Source organism: Phormidium sp. FACHB-1136, from assembly GCF_014697375.1.
Lineage (GTDB): Bacteria > Cyanobacteriota > Cyanobacteriia > Phormidesmidales > Phormidesmidaceae > Nodosilinea.
On record NZ_JACJRS010000057.1, the window covers coordinates 1 to 17,187 of the forward strand.

Genomic DNA, 17,187 nt, shown 5'->3' on the forward strand with positions numbered 1-17,187 from the left:
GAAAGGCTTTACATCAGCCAGTTTCGGACATGATGGGTCGATTGACTCAGCTCATGTCCGTTTTTCTTGGCGTCCCGCTACCGGATACAGAACTTCCCACTGTCCAGTTTCTGATTTTGGCCGAAGACCAGTATGCCATCGGCGATGTGATTGACCTAGGAGCGCAGACCACGGGCCTGGTAGAAAACCTTAATATGCGTGTCACCCAAATTCGTAGCAGCCACGGCGAACTGATTACTATCCCAAACAGCAGCATTACCCAAGTCAAAAACCTGACTCGCAGTTGGTCACGGGTGAATTTCAGCATTGATGTGGCCTACCACACCGACCCCGACCACGCCCTAACGGTGATGCGGGCCGTCGCCCAAGACCTCTATGACGACCCCCTCTGGCACGACAAGATTCTCGCGGCCCCCAAAATTCTGGGGATTGACAGCGTCTCCCACAGCGGCATGACCATCACCACCTGGATTCAGACCGAACCGGGGCAACACATGGCCGTGGGGCGAGAGTTTCGGCTGCGGGTACGGCGTGCCCTAGAGGCCAATGGCATTGAGATCGGCATTCCCCAGTACTACTCCCTAGATGGGGCGATGAAGCTAGATAGCCACCCTATTTTGCCCCTCACCCAGCGCCCAGACGACCGAAACAACGGCGATCCCTAGACCGAAGGCCACAACCCCGCTGATTAACCCTGCCGATCAACCCCGCTAATTCTGATGGCTATCCCCCACCTACCCAAAAATCTGCGCCACCGTCAGCCCAAAACCTGGTACTACGGTGGATTGAATTACCTCTGCACCGCTGTAGGCCTGGTCTTCATACTGCCCGTTTACCCACAGGCACAGCGTCACCTGCCGGGTTTCGGGATCGACAATCCAATATTCCGTAATGCCCCGTGCCGCATACTCAGTGTGTTTGTAGCGGTAGTCGCGTTCGCGATTGATTTGCCCAGGGCTGACCACTTCCACCACCAAGGCCGGGGGCGGCATATCGCGGGTAATGGTGGCGCGGGTCGTTCCAGCGATGGCGGCTTTCGAGGCTTCGGTATGTACCAGCAGATCGGGAATTCGGCAGGTGGCCCGCCGCCCGGTGACTTCGATCTCGGTGTCTCTGTAGGCCAAGAGGGAGATGGGCAGATGCTTTGCCAACTCAAACAACAGCTTGCGGGCAATCTCGTTGTTCTCTTCCGATTCTGGGGGCATTTCCACCAGCACTCCGTTCATCAATTCGTAGCGGGTATCGGTGCCGTCGTCGTGGCGCAGATAGTCCTCAAAGGTCAAAAGCTGGGTTTCCGTCGAGAGGGCTTGGCTCATGGGTACAGTGCTCCGCTCACGCAAGGCCGTAGATCCCATTCTATCGAAGACCAGATCCCAGAATTCTGTTGGTGGGTAAGCCAACACTCGTGGTTAACAGGCTAAAGAACCCTGGGATCTCGACCAAATGTTCCCAATGCTCGTCTGACTCGTTTTTTTCTAGCCATCCAGGAAACCCCACCATGACTCACTCATTCAATCGTTTGATCGGACTCGCTGCCCTGGGCATTACCATCGTCACGGCCACGCCAGCGATGGGTAGTGCCCCCATCAGCCCTGCTTGGGAATCCACCGACTGCTCCACCTTTGGTCTGAACGCGCTGCAAAGCGCCATGTCTGACTGTGGCTATGTCACCGTGCCAGAACGCCACAGCCAGCCCGATGGGCCGACTATTCAGGTGGCGGTCGTCCGTACCCGCAGCATTGGCGACAACCCTGCCCCAGACCCCTTGTTTGTGGAAAATGGTGGCCCCGGCAGCACGACCATTAAAACCTTTGCGGTCGATGTGTTAACCATCTGGCCGGTGTTACCCGCCTTGCTGCAAGAGCGCGATCTCGTGTTTGTCGATCAGCGGGGCACTGGGCATTCACGCCCCTTCTTTAACTGCCCCGAGAGAACCGATCACAATATAGCGGTGGCTCGCGACGAAATCGCCCCGACCGATACCCAGTGGATGGTGGCCTGCCGTGATCGGAGCTTGGCCGAAGGCATTAACCCCAACGCCTTCAACACCATCGAAAATGCCGCCGATATCTATGCGGTGGCCGAAGCCCTGGGCTACGACGAGTTTAATTACTACGGGGTGTCCTACGGCACGCTGCTGGGGCAATACATGCTAGAGCAGGCGGAGGAACACACCGCCCAGCTCCGCAGTGCGATCCTCGACGGGGTGGTGACGACGAATATCGACTTTAACCTGGCCGCTACCTACACCTTTAGCGGGGCGCTGCGCAACCTGTTTGCCGCCTGCGCCGCCGATGCCCAGTGTAATCAGACCTACCCCAACCTGGAAACCGTCTTTCTGAGCGTGCTGGATCGTCTAGAGCAAACCCCTGCTCCGCTGACGCTCTCGATCCCCGACACCAAGGAACCCCTGGAAACCACGCTAGATCGAAACGAATTTCTGCTGTTTTTTGAAGCCCATATGGCCAGCAGTCTGAATGCCTCAGCCCTGCCCCAGAACATTTACCAGGCGGCTGAGGGAGATTTTAGCTGGGCCGTAACCGCACTCTCGGAGAAGCTCCAGGATACTGAGGCCACAGGCATGTATCACGCGGTGCTCTGTTCGCGGGTCGATTCCGTGGCAGTAGATCCGTCTACCGTGTTTCCTGCCCCCTACGAGCAGCTGATCGCGATCGGGGAGAGTGAGAGTGCTTCCTATCAGAGCTTCTGCGAACTGCTTCAGGTTGAGCGAGAGCCATTCTTCGCCTATGACAACCTCGAGATTCCCGTCTTAGTGCTCAATGGCGGCTACGACCCGGTCACGCCCCAACGCTACGGCGAGACCGTTGCCCGCAATTTTCAGAATGCCTATGTCTACACCTTCCCCGGTGTGGGGCACGGCTCGATGGTGGCACCACCGGGCACCCCAGCCGCAACCTGTGTAGAGGCGATTGCCCTCGATTTTCTGGCCGACCCCACCCAGATACCGGAGAGTAGCTGCCTGTCCGAGGTCACACCCAGGTTTGAGTACGAGTAGCTAGTCCTTGCTAGGAGTGATGCACTGCCCCCCTTCACCCTCTCTCATCCAGCAGCCACCATGACTGAAACCACGGTCAACTTGCCAATCCATCCAACCAGCAATCAGATCAGATCTTGGCAGTCGTGGCCCCAGCGACTCCATCGGCCCCTTATGCCGGGGCTTTGTGGAGGGATCGGGCAAAGTTCAAAACCTGCTGCTGACGATCTTCTGGCAGGGTTTGCAGGAGCGCCGCAATGCGGTCGGCTAGGGGCACCCAAGCCTGGGTGGAATGTTTCCATACCACGACAAACTGTTCAGGCTCAAGGGCTTTCAGGGCCAGGGTGGCTCCCTCGGTATCTGCAAATTCGACTTCGTAGGCCTGGGTGCCATAGGTCTCGACAATGGTGCCCAATTCGCCTGCCTGGAGTGCGGCCTCAGGGAGGTCAACCAAAAGCTCAACCACATCTAGCAATTCGGGTTTCATCCGCGCCTCCGAACATACAACGTAGCCAGTCGGGCCAAGTCTTCATTCGACTGACAACATCCCTGAGTTTCACCGATGCTACTCCGTTGGTATCCCATAACTGAGGTTGTCCCCAGCGGTTAACACGACATCCTCACCTTTGCCCTGTCCTACATCCAGCCCCCATGAAACTCCTCCGTCGCCCTCTCTCCCTCCCCCTTCTCTCACTCGCTGCTGCCCTCGCCGCCCAAATCCCCGCCATCGCCCAAACTCCCCGCTACCCAATCACCGTCATCCCCTGCCCCACGGTGTTGCCGCCCAACGAAATTGAAGGCGAAACTATCACCTGCGGCCTCTTCACCGTGCCGGAAAACTACGCCGAACCCAACGGTCGCCAGATTGAGCTAACCTACGCCGTGCTGCACAGCCGTAGCCTTTCCCCTGCGCCAGATCCGGTGATGGATCTGCGCGGTGGGCCGGGGGGCAGCACCCTGGAATCGAGCGCATTGGAAGTACGGACAAAAATCTACGAACCCCTGCGCCAAACCCGCGACATCATTGTGCTGGATCAGCGGGGGACGCAATTTTCCAATCGGCTGGGCTGTGCCCCGGCGGTGTTGGCCGCCACCAAGGTACTTTTAGATCCCAATAGCCCATACGCGGGCACGCTCGATCCGCTACAGGCGCAAATGCGCGCCCGCTTTCCCAACGCCAGTGACGATCTCATCACGCTCTATGCCGCCTTCGATCTCTGTGCCCGCATTTTAGAAAACCACGGTAACGACCTCAGCCACTACAACACCCCCAACAGCGCCCAGGATGTAGTGAACCTCACCGCCGCCCTGGGCTACGGCCCGATCAACCTCTACGGCATTTCCTACGGCACCTACCTGGCCCAGCGAATTATGGCCAACCACCCAGACCGGGTGCGTAGCGTGGTACTCGATTCCACGGTGCCCCTCCAGGCCAACAAGTATGAAGCGATTGTCCGCGACCTAGAGGTCAGCTTCCTCAACCTGGTGGAAGACTGTGAGGCCGATGCTGCCTGCCAAGCCGCCTACCCCAACTTGGCGGAGCGCACCCAAGCCCTGCTCAACAGGTTGGATGCAGCCCCCCTGCCCCTGACGGAACCGATCACCCCCCTAGGGCAGACTACCCCCATCGAGCGCGTCACTGCCGCCGAATTTGCCAGCCTGATTGAGCTGATGAACCACCACCCCGGCCAGATTGCCCCCTACCTGCCGCTGATTGTTCAAGAACTAGAGCAGGGCATCACCACCACCTTTGCCGGGGTGATCAGTGGGGCAATACTCAGCACCGCCGCCAACCCACCCGCCTTTGAATCGTCGCCGGAGGCCTACCGCCTGCAAGCGCGAGATTTTGAGGCCAAGGCCGAGGATATTCTGCGGGCCAGGGCTACCACCGCCGAAACCAGCCGCCCCGCCAGCCGCTGGGTACAGCAGATTCAAGCGATTGCCAACACCCTGCCCGACTCGGAGGGGGTGCTGCTGTTAGTCAACCTCCTGGGGGTGGGCTATATCGAGACGCCCCGCAACCGGGAAACCCTGCTTGCCTTTGTGGCGGAAGAATTTGAGGGCGACACCGCCGCCACCCTAACCGAGGCCGTCAACGCCATGTCTGATATCGAGGTGCGCCACGTGTACGATGTGGTCTCGGCCCTCACTGACTCCTTCTCTGGGGTGGATTCTGGCATCACCACGGGCATGTTCCGCAGTGTAGACTGTCGCGAACTAGTGCCCTTTAGCGACCCGGCCCAAACCCAGGCCCACTACGAGGCCATGCAGATACCCCAACTGGGGCAGGGCCGTTTGGTAGCCGCTCGTCAGGCCTACGATCTCTGCTCCTTTTGGCCCGTTGAACCCGCCCCCAACCGCGAACATGCCCCGGTCAACAGCGCCATCCCCACCCTGGTACTGCAAGGCCGCTACGACGTGCAAACCAACACCGAAATGGGCATCGGGGTGATGGAAGGACTGCACAACGGCACCTTTGTGGAGTTTTCCAGCACCGGACATGGGGCCATCGTCGCCTCCCAGTGCGCCCAGGATATCGGGGTCGCCTTTGTGAATGATCCCAATCGCACCCCCGATACAAGCTGCACTGCCGATCTGTTCCCAGAGTTTGTGCTGCCGCCTGCGAGATAAACCCGTTGTCACGATCAAAACCATGACTCAAGCCATTGGGCTACCCCTCGGCTCATGGCGATTTTAACCATGGCCTCCGAGTTCTCAGGAAGCTGCTCGTAGTCCTATACCCATCGTCGAGGCCAACGCAACCAGCCAAAAGGTACGCTCGACAATTCAACGTTTTTTGGCACTGGTTCCTAAAAGTAGGATCCCTGATATCTCGTTGTCTATAACCCTTGTATAGCAAGCACTCTACAAGGTGTCCTACCTTAGCAGTCCAGTGCCACTTTCAGCCTATGCCGTGTGAGCTTTTTGCTGACCATCCGACTTTTCAAGCGCCCTCGGAGTGAGGCAATGTGCCGTTTTAATCTGAGGGTAGTCCAGTAGGATTTAGCAGCAGGCTTCAGACGGTCGGATGGGAGAACCGTCCTGTACCTGGGTACATCCCACATTAGATTCCCAGGACTGAGATAACGATAGGTTGCAGCCCAGCCCAAGACTCAGTTGCTTTTGCAACAATTGTAAGCGTCCTCATGTTCTCCTCCCCTCACAGCCGACCTGCGTCTTCTTATCGCTTCCGCCGCTCTTTAGCCTAGCTCATCCAACGGTTTCGCTTCATCCTGTGCAAAGGCTTGGCCATGATACCGACCCATCGTCCGATCTGGACGCTTCCAGCCGAAGCGGTTTACGGCTATCTAGAGTCTGCCCCCCAAGGGTTGGCCGAGGCCGAAGCCCAGCAACGACTGGCTCACTTTGGCCCCAATGAACTCCCCGAACCCGCCCAGCGTCCGCTCTGGCTGCGATTTACCGACCAACTCACCCACTTTATGGCGCTGCTGCTGTGGGTGGCGGGTATCCTGGCTTTTATCTCCCATACGCCAGCCTTGGGTTGGGCGATTTGGGCGGTGATTTTAATCAATGCCCTGTTCAGCTTTTGGCAGGAGTTTCGGGCGGAGCGGGCGCTGGCGGCTTTAAAAAATGTGTTGCCCAACCTGGTGCGGGTCTACCGTGGCGGGGAACTGGTGCAACTTCCGGCGCGGGAACTGGTGCGGGGGGATGTGGTGCAACTGGAGGAAGGTGATCGCATCCCCGCCGATGCCCGTCTGGTAACGGCGGAAAGTCTGTATCTGGATATCTCGGTACTCACCGGAGAATCCTTGCCCGTGGCCCGCAACGCCTACCCCGTGCGGCAGCGGGTGGCTCTGCCCGTGCGCGGTGGCCAACCCCTAGAACGTCCCGGTGAACAGCCCCAGGTGGAAAAGGCCAATCCGGCGGAGATCAGCAACCTAGTGCTGGCGGGGGCCACGGTGGCCTCTGGGCGGGGCTTGGCGGTGGTCTACGCCACGGGCACCCACACCGAGTTTGGCCAGGTGGCCCGCATTACCACTGAAGTGGTGCGCGAGCCCAGCACCCTAGAGGTGCAGGTGAACCACATTGTGCGGGTGATTACGGCCATTGCCCTATCCATGGGGGTGCTGATCTTTACCCTCACCTCGCTGCTGGTGGGCATGGAGATCAGGGAGAGCTTTATCTTTGCCATTGGCATCATTGTGGCGCTGGTGCCTGAGGGGTTGTTGCCCACCGTCACCCTGGCGTTGGCTATGAGTGTGCAGCGCATGGTGCGACGCAATGCCCTAGTGCGGCGGCTGTCGGCGGTGGAAACCCTGAGTGCGGTGAATGTGATCTGCACCGACAAAACCGGAACCCTCACCAAAAACGAAATGACCGTGCGCCACCTGTGGTTGCCGCCGCTGCCGGAGGATGCCTCGCTGGAACAATCTATTTCTGGCGATTCGCTCAAGGATGACAACGAGGGCATACTCCCCGGTCAAATTCGCATCACGGGGGCGGGCTACGACCCTACCGTGGGCCAGGTGCATTTGCCCCCCCATTCCCCCCTTACCTGGAAAGTCAACCTGCTGCTGACCGGAGCCGCCCTGTGTTCTAATGCGCGGCTCACCCACCTAACAGCCCCTAGCCGTTGGCAGGAAATCGGCGACCCCACCGAAGCGGCCCTGATTGTGGCGGCGGCCAAGGCGGGGCTGAATGTGGAGGTCTTACAGCAGCGCTACCCCCGCCAGCGGGAAATTCCCTTCGATTCGCGGCGGCGGATGATGACGGTGGTGCTAGCAGGGCGCGACGATCTCTGGCCCTCCGATCTGCACAATTCCTTGCCCGATGCCTGGACAGCCAAAGCCGACCTAGTAGCCTTTACCAAGGGTGCCCCCCTAGAGGTAGTGCGCCACTGCCAGGGCGTGTTGCGGGATAGCACCGTCGCCCCCCTCACCCATGCCGATTGGGAACAGGTGGTCGCCGCCAATGACTACTTTGCCCGCCAGGGGTTTCGGGTGTTGGGGCTGGCCATCCGTCCCGGCAGCGCCGACCTCAAGGATATGAAGGCCCAGGATTTGGAACAAGGGCTAATCTTCGTGGGGCTGGTCGCCATGTTCGACCCACCCCGTCCAGAGGTGCCCCAGGCCATTGCCCAGTGTCACCAGGCGGGCATTCGCGTCACCATGGTCACGGGCGACTATGGGCTGACGGCGGAGGCCATTGCCCAGCAGATCGGCCTGGTCGAGCCAGACCTTGCCACCCACGAACCCGTGCGGGTGATCACGGGCGACACCCTGGGCCATCTTTCCGATGCCCAGCTTCAACAGATGGTGAAGTACCGATCTCGCCTGGTGTTTGCCCGCATGGCCCCCGAACACAAGCTGCGCCTGGTGGAAGCCTACAAGGCCACCGGATCGGTGGTGGCAGTAACGGGGGATGGCGTCAACGATGCCCCCGCCCTGCGCTCGGCCCACATCGGCATCGCCATGGGACTGAACGGCACCGATGTGGCCCGCGAAGCCGCCGATATCGTCCTCACCGACGACAACTTTGCCACCATCGTCGGGGCCATCGAGGAAGGGCGCACCGTCTACCAAAACATCCGCAAATTCATCACCTACATCCTGTCCTCCAACGTGCCAGAACTCCTCCCGTTTCTGGCCATGGTGGCCCTCAAAATTCCGCCCGCCCTGGTGATCATGCAAATTTTAGCCATCGATCTAGGGACGGATATGGTGCCTGCCCTGGCCCTAGGGGCCGAAGTCGCCGAACCCGGCACCATGGCGCAATTACCCCGGCGCAAGGATCAACCTCTGATGGATCGCAACCTGCTACTGCGAGCCTATGGCTGGCTAGGACTCATTGAAGGCATTCTGGGCATGGCCGCGTTTTTCTGGGTGTGGAGCCGCCATGGGTATAGCCTCAGCCAAATCCAAGCCGTCACCCCCGGCCTCCAGGCCCACATCGCCCCCGCCCCGGTGGTGGCCATCTACCTTCAGTCCCTCACGCTAACCCTAGCGGCTATTGTGGCGGGGCAAACGGGTAACGTCTTTGCCTGCCGCTCTGAAAAAATTCCGATCTGGCGGCTGGGCTGGTTTTCTAACCCCTTAATTTGGCTCGGCATTGCCACCGAATGGATCTTGATCGGGGCCATCATCAAGCTGCCCCCCCTCCAAGCCATTTTTTCAACCGCACCGCTCAACCTGGGCCAGTGGGCTATGCTCCTGCTGTGCCCGCCCATGGTGCTGGGGCTAGAAGAACTGCGCAAAGCCCTCATGCGGCATCGACTCTCTACCAAGTCTCCGCCGTAGCCATCCTGGCGACCACGGGGATCCTAGCCCTCCGGGGAAGGGGGATGGCACCGATTCGTGGTCACGAATACTATAGCCCCGAAGCGGGTGCATGATCCCCTGGCGAAATGGGTGAGGGTGGCCGATGACCGACACCCTGGGCCGATGTCCCAACCCAGGCCGGACTTGAACCAGCCTCTGTCTAGTCCAAACGGTTAGCGCTTTGCTTTGTGCCGAGGCACCTCACCTCACTCCATCACCCGCAGAATCTGGTGTTCTGCCGGAACGCTGACCAGGCTGTCAAAGACTAGCCCGCTGTTGCCCTCACCGCGCCCAGTTTGTTTATGTACCCCGATCCAAGTGAATATCTGTCCGCCATACCATCGAGTACGCTGAAAGCCTTGGGAAACAATGACTCCAGCACGAGGTACCTCCTCTTCGTGAAGGAAATAGCACTGTTGTCGGGGTTCCGTTTGGTTATCCAATCCCTGGCGCAGCAGCACTGTGCGGGGCTTGACCTTGGGACGTTCGTGGCTCCCGACCAAGATGCGAGGCATGGAAGCCCGCTGGATCTGGATTTCCCGGTTACTGCCCTCCACATGCATGGGAATAAAGGGAATCCAGTTTTCGGGGACGCGGTTCATTACCTGGTAGCGGAGGGGGGCGTTATAGGTTTCCGGTGGAGCCCCTATGGCACCGGATTCAAGCTGCTGATCAATCAGCCGTTGGTAATGGTTGTAGAGTTCGTATCCAGCTTCACCCCCCGGTTTGCTTTCCCCGGAGGGTAGAGGCACCCGGTTTTCAATGCCCCAAACCATGTTTGCCATTTCATCGCGGATCAGGGCAATGTCTTCCAGGGGTTTCCCCGCCTGGACTTTGGGCACTGTGGGTAGCAGTACCAAGCTGGTATCCGCCGCGACCTGTTGTTGCCCACGAGTGCTCAGGGTAAACATGCTCCAGCGCTGCCAGTCGTCGTCTACACCGCTGCCCACAGGCTCAATCCAAAGGCGCTCCCCAAACACATTGGTCACTGCCATGCCCTTGAGGCGGGCAATGCTTCCGGCAGGTAGGGGATAGGAAATTAGGAACCAGTCGTTGGCATAGACCAAGCCAAACTCCATAAACAGCAGCTTGGAGAGATCTTGGGTTTTAGGGTTGATGTCGCCGAAGTTGGTTTTGCGGTCTTCAAAAGCCCACCAGCGGGTATTGGGCATTCCCTCATAGCTGATTTGGGTAGGGATGAAGGAGAGGGGCGTAGGAGCACTGTCGAGGGGGGAAGCGTCTTCAGGGCTGGGAAGCTCAGGGTCAGGACTGTCGGGATCCGGCATGGGGCTGGGGATCACCAATTCCTTCTGGGTGGGATCCACATCCAGGTTGTACCAGTCGAGACGACCGTGGTAGTACTCCTCTGCCACGTAGACCTTTTCACCGTCGGGGACGGGGGCCGAGCAGGCAAACTGATATTCCAGTTGGGCAGGCTTCCAGGCCTCTCCTTGGGTGGTTGCAGGCTGGTAGAACTGGCGCTGAAACCAGGAAATGAATTGCGCGGCCAGGGCATCGATCTCGCCATGACGATCACCCGGAATCGTCGTCCCTCCATGAGCTGCCCGAGGGGAATTGGCTGTCAGTGCTTGGTAGAACCTGTAGCCATCCATCATCCGTCCAGCGACGGCGGTGACCTGCTGCCAAGCTTCGGGATGGGCACAGATTTGGGCATCGGCCTCCGCCTCGGGATCAGGCTCATCAATGGGGTATTCCCGGATGTAGTCGGCGTCGAAGTTGCCAACTGCACCGTTGACCAGTTTGAGCCAATGCCGTCCCATCAACAGCCGCAGATCTAGGGAAACGGACTGGGTACCGATTGCGAAGGGCACCGGGCGATTTTCCACCAGTGCCTCCAAGGGAACCTCATCGGCAAAGGGGCGGGGATCGTGGCCGTGGGGTTGGTATTTGGTGATCTGGGTGGAGCCCATGTGGACTTTGGCAAAGATGGGCGACCCGGCATCGTCCCCGAGGAATTCGCCCATTTGCCACTGTTTGCAGAGCATCCACAGGGCATCCCGCACCTCAGCTTCGAGGGCGCGGTCAAACTCCTCGCATCGGGGCCGCCCTTCCAGGCGATTCCAGAGGGTGATAGTGGGCAAGCGTCGCTGGGCGAGCGTCGCCACCATGTTTTGAATGGGAGCAGGTTCAGGCATTGGTTTCGGGGGAGATAAGGCTGTAAACGGCGTTGTTAAGAGCCAGGTTGAGCATGATGGTGATGGGGTGGAAGGTCACCGCTGAAAGGGTGGCGGGTAGGAAGCGGGCATAGCTGGTGTCGTCTATCTGGGTGGGCTCGATCGCCCGCAGACGGGCTTCTTCCAGGGTTTCGCGGATGGCATCGACTAGATCTTCCCAGCGCCAGTCGCCTTCTAGGTGGGGGCTGGTGACCAGCAGTAGGGTTTGGGGCGGCTCGGCATTGGGGCGATCATAGTTAAAGGTGATGCCTGTGGTTTCTTCGCGGGTGGGGATCACCTCGGTCCATTCGTCTAGCAGTAAGCCACACTGGGCAGCGCTGGGGTTGAAGGGCACAGCGTAGTGGGCGGTGTAGAGCAGGTGATCGCTATCAAATGAATAGTGCGGGGGATGGGACATGGCCAGCCAGTGATCGCCTGCTTTATAGGGCAGTTGAATCGGCTCTAGGGTGGGATCCCCAGTGCCAAAGGCTTGGCTCAGCATGAGGATGCGCTCCCAGTGAGCGGCGTTTTCGCGCACGCGGGCGACCCCATATAGCCACTCATCCACAGGGAAGGTTCGCCCTAGGCCACCGGGTTCCGCATCCGTCAGGTAGGTGAGGATCTCGGCTCGATTGACCCAGGCATTGCCCCATTCCCTGGCTTGGTCGGGAGCCAGGGTGAACTCCGGCACAATTTTGAAATCCTCTCCCAACAAGGTTTTTGCCGCTTTTACCAGACCTTCCACCTGGGCTGGGGAGTTGCTCAAGGCCAGGGCCGCGAGGATTTGGTCATTCGCAGTGGTTTGTCGTCGCACCACTGCTGTCTGCAACTGGTTGACTTGAGCGTATAAATCCCCCACAAACCGCAGGATTTCCCCTTCCACGGTGGCCAGGTCAAAGGGTTGGTAGTCGTAGGCATCCAGGGGCAACTGCGCCAGAATATCCAGCCGTAGTTGCGCCAGGGTGGTGGTGGGTGCCGTTTGCAAAGCGCGGAAAGCATTCAGCACGGACTCAAAGGTGGTGGCTTTGGCCTCGACCTCTATGCGGTAGTTGGTCACCGTCACGGGCAGGGGCACCGTGAGTTCCGTAGACACCAGGGATTCGGCTTGCCGCAGCAGGGGTACCCGATCTTCATCCGTGGTTGCGGTGGGATAGTCTACGGTGAGCAGGGTGTTAAAGCGGCTGAGCTTGTCTTCCCAGCGTTCTACCAGGACATCGATCTGGCTTCGTAGGGCACGTAACTGCTGTTTTTTCCAATTGTAGGCAAAGCCGCCGCTGGCTTGGGGAATGCCAAAGGTGGCGACCTGGGCAAATAACGCCATCATCCGATCAATCCAACCATCAATCGCCCCCAGCATGTCATCCCGATGGGTCTCAGGATCCGGCAACCACAGGGCGATATCAGCAATGAGGGCATTCAGGTCATCCGTTCCAGGGTTGGGGTGGGTAACCAGTGCCCCAAGCTGAGTCACCAAGGGGGTCAGGCGGTTTTCATCCAGCGTCACTTGGGCGGCGACGGATTCCTGGGCTTCGGTGGGCATGGCCACATCCGTCGCATTCAAGGGTCGCGATTGCAAAATCACGCGGCGAAGACTGTGGATCAGCGCCCCCAGCTCAAAGAAGGAGACCTTACCCGATTCCTTGAAGACGTATTGAAGGGTGATGTCCCCATCCCAGCAGGGGGGCGGGACGAGGGCGGAACTGGTCAGGACGTAGTGCATCACCTGATCATCCAGTTCGGTCATGGCCTGGTTGGATTCGGGGTTGAGGAGATAGATCAAGTCTAGGGGTTGCAGCCCCAATGCTGGTTGGCTGATTTCCACCGTGTGGGCGCTGCCGTCTGTGCCTAGGTAGGTAGCTTTGCAAAAGACAGTACTGGGGTCGGGCAGGGTGCGATCAAGCCACGCATTCAGGGCGGGTTCGGCATGGGCGCGGGGGGTGACAGCGATGCCATTGGGGGACACGGCGGGATCCAGGCCGGGTTGCAGGTGTAGTCCCAGGCGGTGGGTCAGATTAATGCCGCTGCGGGGGGTCTGCACCACCTCTGGCTCAGGGGGAAAGGTGCCTTTAGCATAGGCATCCAGGTTGGAGGCCACCCGCCCATAGTTGCCCTGCACCGCTTGAAACACGCCCTCCGCCAGTACCAGATCGGCAACGGCATCGTGCAAATCGAGGATGCGATCCACTTCGCTATTGATGACGGCGCTCTCAGCAAGGTTAATCGAGGGCAGGCTGCTCTTGCCAAAGGGATAGGTGGCAATGCCGGATTTCTGAATCTGCTCCACCAGGGTGTAGCCGTTGATCACGTTGCGGGCCTCCAGGGCTTGGATGGGATCATTCGCTTCCCCTTGGGTGTCTTTGAATCGATTTGCCACTAGGGGAAAGGCTTTGCGGAGTTCGTAGATGAACTGATCGACCTCAGTCTCGGGATGGCGATCATGCAGTCCCCGTTCCAACTGATATCCCAGTAGGGCTCCCAGGGTTTGCCCGTTGCGAATGCCTTCGATGATGCCCAGGGCTCGCCGCACCCGCTCAGAAGATAGGTTGACCTTGAGCAGATCGGGGTTATCAGGAGTCGCATTGGCGATGTAGCCATTGCGAAGAACAGCCGCCGTGATCGCATGGTTCAGGGACGGTGCATGGATAAAACCGCCATTGGTGCTGTCCCGCATCAGGGGCGGCAGGTCGGTATTGGGAGGATTGAAGATGGCCTGTAGTTCTGCATCCAGGTTGACGGGGGTGAGCTGTTTATTCTCAGATTTCACCTGCTCTAGGATGCCGAAGGCTCCGACGTAAACCCCTTGACGGCTAAGGGGCGGAGCCGTACCGACGGAAGCACTAGAGACGGCAGCAAAACTGGGGCTGGGCACCGTTGGGGATGTTTCGGGGGAACTTCCGTAGCGCATTCCCAGGAGTTGATAGTGCAACAATCCCCAGCGCCAAGCATCCAGCCGATAGGTGCAGAGATCGATATGCTCAGCAAACAGGCGTTCCAAACGGGCGGTGGGGGTTTGCTCTAGATGCTGGAGGGCTTCGATCTGTTGGTGCAGATAGCGGGTGGCGGGTAACTGGCTGAGGATGCGGGGAATGTAGTCTGCCACCAGCAAACTGGGATTATTGGTGAGGGTCGGCGCGGATTGATAGAGGTACTCGTAGCGGCTTTCGCTGCGCTGGTCGAGCCGCACGGGTTTACCGGAGGTTTTCAGGGTATTGGGGGCAGTTTGGGGGGGCGCAGCCACGGCACGATTGCCCACATGGATAAAGCTGGGATCCAGTCGTGCTGCCGCCAGTTGGGCCGGGGAGAGTAGTTCAGCGCTTTCCAAGAGGCGCAGACCTGCATCCCAATAGCCCTGCTCTAATGCGTAGCGCAGCATTAGGTACAGCAGGGCGGTGGGTTTACGATTCTCCGTAAAGCCCTCCTCTTTCCGCAGGGCGTCAAAGGAGGTTTGGGCGGTGTCAATGAGCCAGCGGATGTAATTGCGATCATCTTCGGTATAGGCTCGGATAGGGTTGGTCTCAGACAAGGGCTGATCGTCGATTCGATCTCCCAACAGCGTGTCGGGCTGATTGAGGAAAAATTTCTCCAAAATTTCGGGGATAGCGTCTTCGGTATAGCCCAGACGCGCCAGCAGATCCATGCCGCTTTGGGGATAACCGAGAGCCATCAACGCCGCAATGAACTGCCCCCAAAAGCCCTGGAGCTTGAGGCGGTTAGTCAACTGCTCTAGGCTTTCGGCGTGGCGCAGGTAGTATTCCGCTGAGGTGGGATGCAATCCCAGAATATCCAGCAAAATCTGGTGGGGGTCGCCAGATTTGCCCAGGTGGGCGACCTTGGGGAGTTGGGTCTGCCAATCAGCGCGCATCGTTTCGAGCACCTGGTGCAGGCCAAGGAGATAGCTGCGGTAGTTGCTGGGATGGGGCACCCCCTGGGGACGGGGCCATTGTTTGCCCCGCAGCCAGGTCATGCGGCTAAACACGGTGGTGGGCAGGATGCCATAGGGTTGGTCACCGATGCGCATGGCAGGGAGCAGCCCCCGCGCCGAAACAAAGTGGGTGAAAAACCAGCGGGTGGCTTCGATGGTGGCGGCATCGAAGACCGGGGTCATCATGGATTCCATGAAGTAGCCCCAGGTTCCCGGCCACAGGGCGGTATTCATGGCGCGGGCTTCGCACTGATCCCGGCCTCGGGCATGGAGGGTGCGGTCAAAGGTGCTGAGGCGGATGCCGAGCAGATCCGCCAACCACTGCCCATCACTGCGCAATCGCCAGTCGGGATCGGAGGTCAGGGGGGCGGTGTTAAAGACTAAATCATAGGTGTCGTCGGCGTCTTCCCGCTCCGAAAAGCCGGAGCCCGCCCCTTCGGTGTTATTTGTAGGGGTGCCCTGGGGCACCAAGCTAAAGCCCGAATTGCCCGTCTCATGGTGCTGGAAGAGGGTTTCGACCATGACCTGTCCGGCGGCGGCATCGGCACTGAGCCGCACCCCGACCACCAGCAGTTGATCAAACCCCAGTTGTCGATCCTCCGGGCTGAGATTGACCCGAAAGCCCATGCCCACTTCAATGGCGCGATCAAAGTCCACCATCCAGCGCATGGCATCGCTGACGACGATGTTGCCGTTTTCTAAATGCAGTTGGTCGTCGTCCGTCGCGAGGGGATTGGGGCCAGCAATCAAGGGCATGGGGATGGGGCTGCCCAGTTGCTCCAGCACCTTTTCGCCGTTGCGATAGCCCACCAAGACCAGACGTTCGGGCAGCACGGTGACCCGAGGGGCTTGGGACCAAGGCTGCTGTTGGCTATCGGTTTGGCTGCGATCAGGAAATTCCAGCCATGCGATCGCCACCCGCGCATCCGCATGGGTCAGGGGCGCGGGGGGTGCCACGGCTAAGTTGACCGGAGCGTAGAGATCGCGCACCACTGCCGCCCGTTCCGCCCCGATTGCCACCACCAGGGTTTCCCAGGCAGTCTGCTGAGCGGCGGCGGATCCATTCGCCAGCCAGCCAGCAATCCAGAAAGCTTCAACGGCGGGTTTTTCGGCTGTGGGGAGGGGCTGCTCGGTGGCAATCGCCAAAATCACGTCATAGTCTGTTTTCTGCGGGGACGGCTGGGTCAGATCGGGACGGTATTGCTGAATCAGCCACGCAGCGCGTCCGGATCCAGATCCCGCGACCAGCGTTCGCCACGCCCCCCGCTGCTCCCCATCGACTCCCCCTGCCAGCGCCCAATCCACCCAGAATTTTTGGACGCTGGTGAGTTCACTCTCCGAGGGCAGGGGTTCAAAGGTATCCACCAAGCACTCATCGGGATAGACCCGCACCCACAGTTGCTCGGTGGCGGTGGATCCCGGCACGGCCACGGCTTTGAACCGAGTTTCCAGCCGTAGGGGAAATAGCAGGATGGGATAGTCGGTGCTTTTGAACCGCAGATTTTCGCGGGGATCGGTAAAGGGCAAAAAGGAGGTGGCGAGGTGGTTGTTCACGCTCGCCACCTCTGCCAGGGTGCTGGTGAGTTGTTGGATGGTCGTGGTTGCCTGTGCCTGCTGCGCCTGCAAGGCTTGCTGCCGTGCTTGATGATCGGGGTTTTGGGGATCGAAATACCGCGCCAATTGCTGCTGCGCTGCCTGAGCCTGAGCTAGGTGTTCCTGGGCAAGGCGTAGGTTCAGACCAGTGATGGCCTGCTGCTGCTGGATCTGGTGGAGCTGTCTGCCCGTGTCATCAAATACGGTCATGGTGGGGATCTCCTA

Annotated in this window: 8 protein-coding genes; 4 read left to right on the forward strand and 4 right to left on the reverse strand. The window is 59.4% G+C overall.

Features of this window, described 5'->3' with window-relative positions; translation table 11 throughout:
- The first annotated feature begins 53 nt into the window (after window positions 1–53).
- Window positions 54–665, forward strand: coding sequence for a mechanosensitive ion channel family protein (locus tag H6G62_RS16540; protein ID WP_199325059.1), 612 nt, complete (start codon window positions 54–56; stop codon window positions 663–665).
- Between the two features lie 69 nt (window positions 666–734).
- Here the strand turns inward: H6G62_RS16540 and H6G62_RS16545 are convergent, their stop codons facing one another.
- Window positions 735–1,316 (reverse strand): Uma2 family endonuclease, encoded by a 582-nt coding sequence (locus tag H6G62_RS16545; RefSeq protein ID WP_190497111.1) that lies wholly within the window; start codon window positions 1,314–1,316, stop codon window positions 735–737.
- Between the two features lie 182 nt (window positions 1,317–1,498).
- On the opposite strand from H6G62_RS16545, the gene H6G62_RS16550 reads away from it, so the two are divergent.
- Window positions 1,499–3,016, forward strand: coding sequence for an alpha/beta hydrolase (locus H6G62_RS16550; RefSeq protein WP_190497112.1), 1,518 nt, complete (start codon window positions 1,499–1,501; stop codon window positions 3,014–3,016).
- Window positions 3,017–3,167: 151 nt separating this feature from the next.
- Here the strand turns inward: H6G62_RS16550 and H6G62_RS16555 are convergent, their stop codons facing one another.
- Window positions 3,168–3,482 (reverse strand): DUF4926 domain-containing protein, encoded by a 315-nt coding sequence (locus tag H6G62_RS16555; protein WP_190497114.1) that lies wholly within the window; start codon window positions 3,480–3,482, stop codon window positions 3,168–3,170.
- Between the two features lie 164 nt (window positions 3,483–3,646).
- On the opposite strand from H6G62_RS16555, the gene H6G62_RS16560 reads away from it, so the two are divergent.
- Window positions 3,647–5,626, forward strand: a complete 1,980-nt coding sequence (locus tag H6G62_RS16560; protein WP_190497116.1) for an alpha/beta hydrolase — start codon at window positions 3,647–3,649, stop codon at window positions 5,624–5,626.
- Window positions 5,627–6,246: 620 nt separating this feature from the next.
- On the forward strand, window positions 6,247–9,252 hold the full coding sequence (locus H6G62_RS16565; protein WP_190497117.1) for a cation-transporting P-type ATPase: 3,006 nt from the start codon (window positions 6,247–6,249) through the stop codon (window positions 9,250–9,252).
- Window positions 9,253–9,479: 227 nt separating this feature from the next.
- Here H6G62_RS16565 and H6G62_RS16570 read toward each other — a convergent pair whose 3' ends face one another.
- Complete coding sequence (locus H6G62_RS16570; RefSeq protein ID WP_190497120.1) at window positions 9,480–11,429, reverse strand: hypothetical protein; 1,950 nt, start codon at window positions 11,427–11,429, stop codon at window positions 9,480–9,482.
- Window positions 11,422–17,172: a hypothetical protein gene (locus tag H6G62_RS16575; RefSeq protein ID WP_190497121.1), complete on the reverse strand. Its 5,751-nt coding sequence runs from the start codon at window positions 17,170–17,172 to the stop codon at window positions 11,422–11,424. The genes H6G62_RS16570 and H6G62_RS16575 overlap by 8 nt, the downstream gene beginning before the upstream one ends.
- Between the last annotated feature and the right edge of the window lie 15 nt (window positions 17,173–17,187).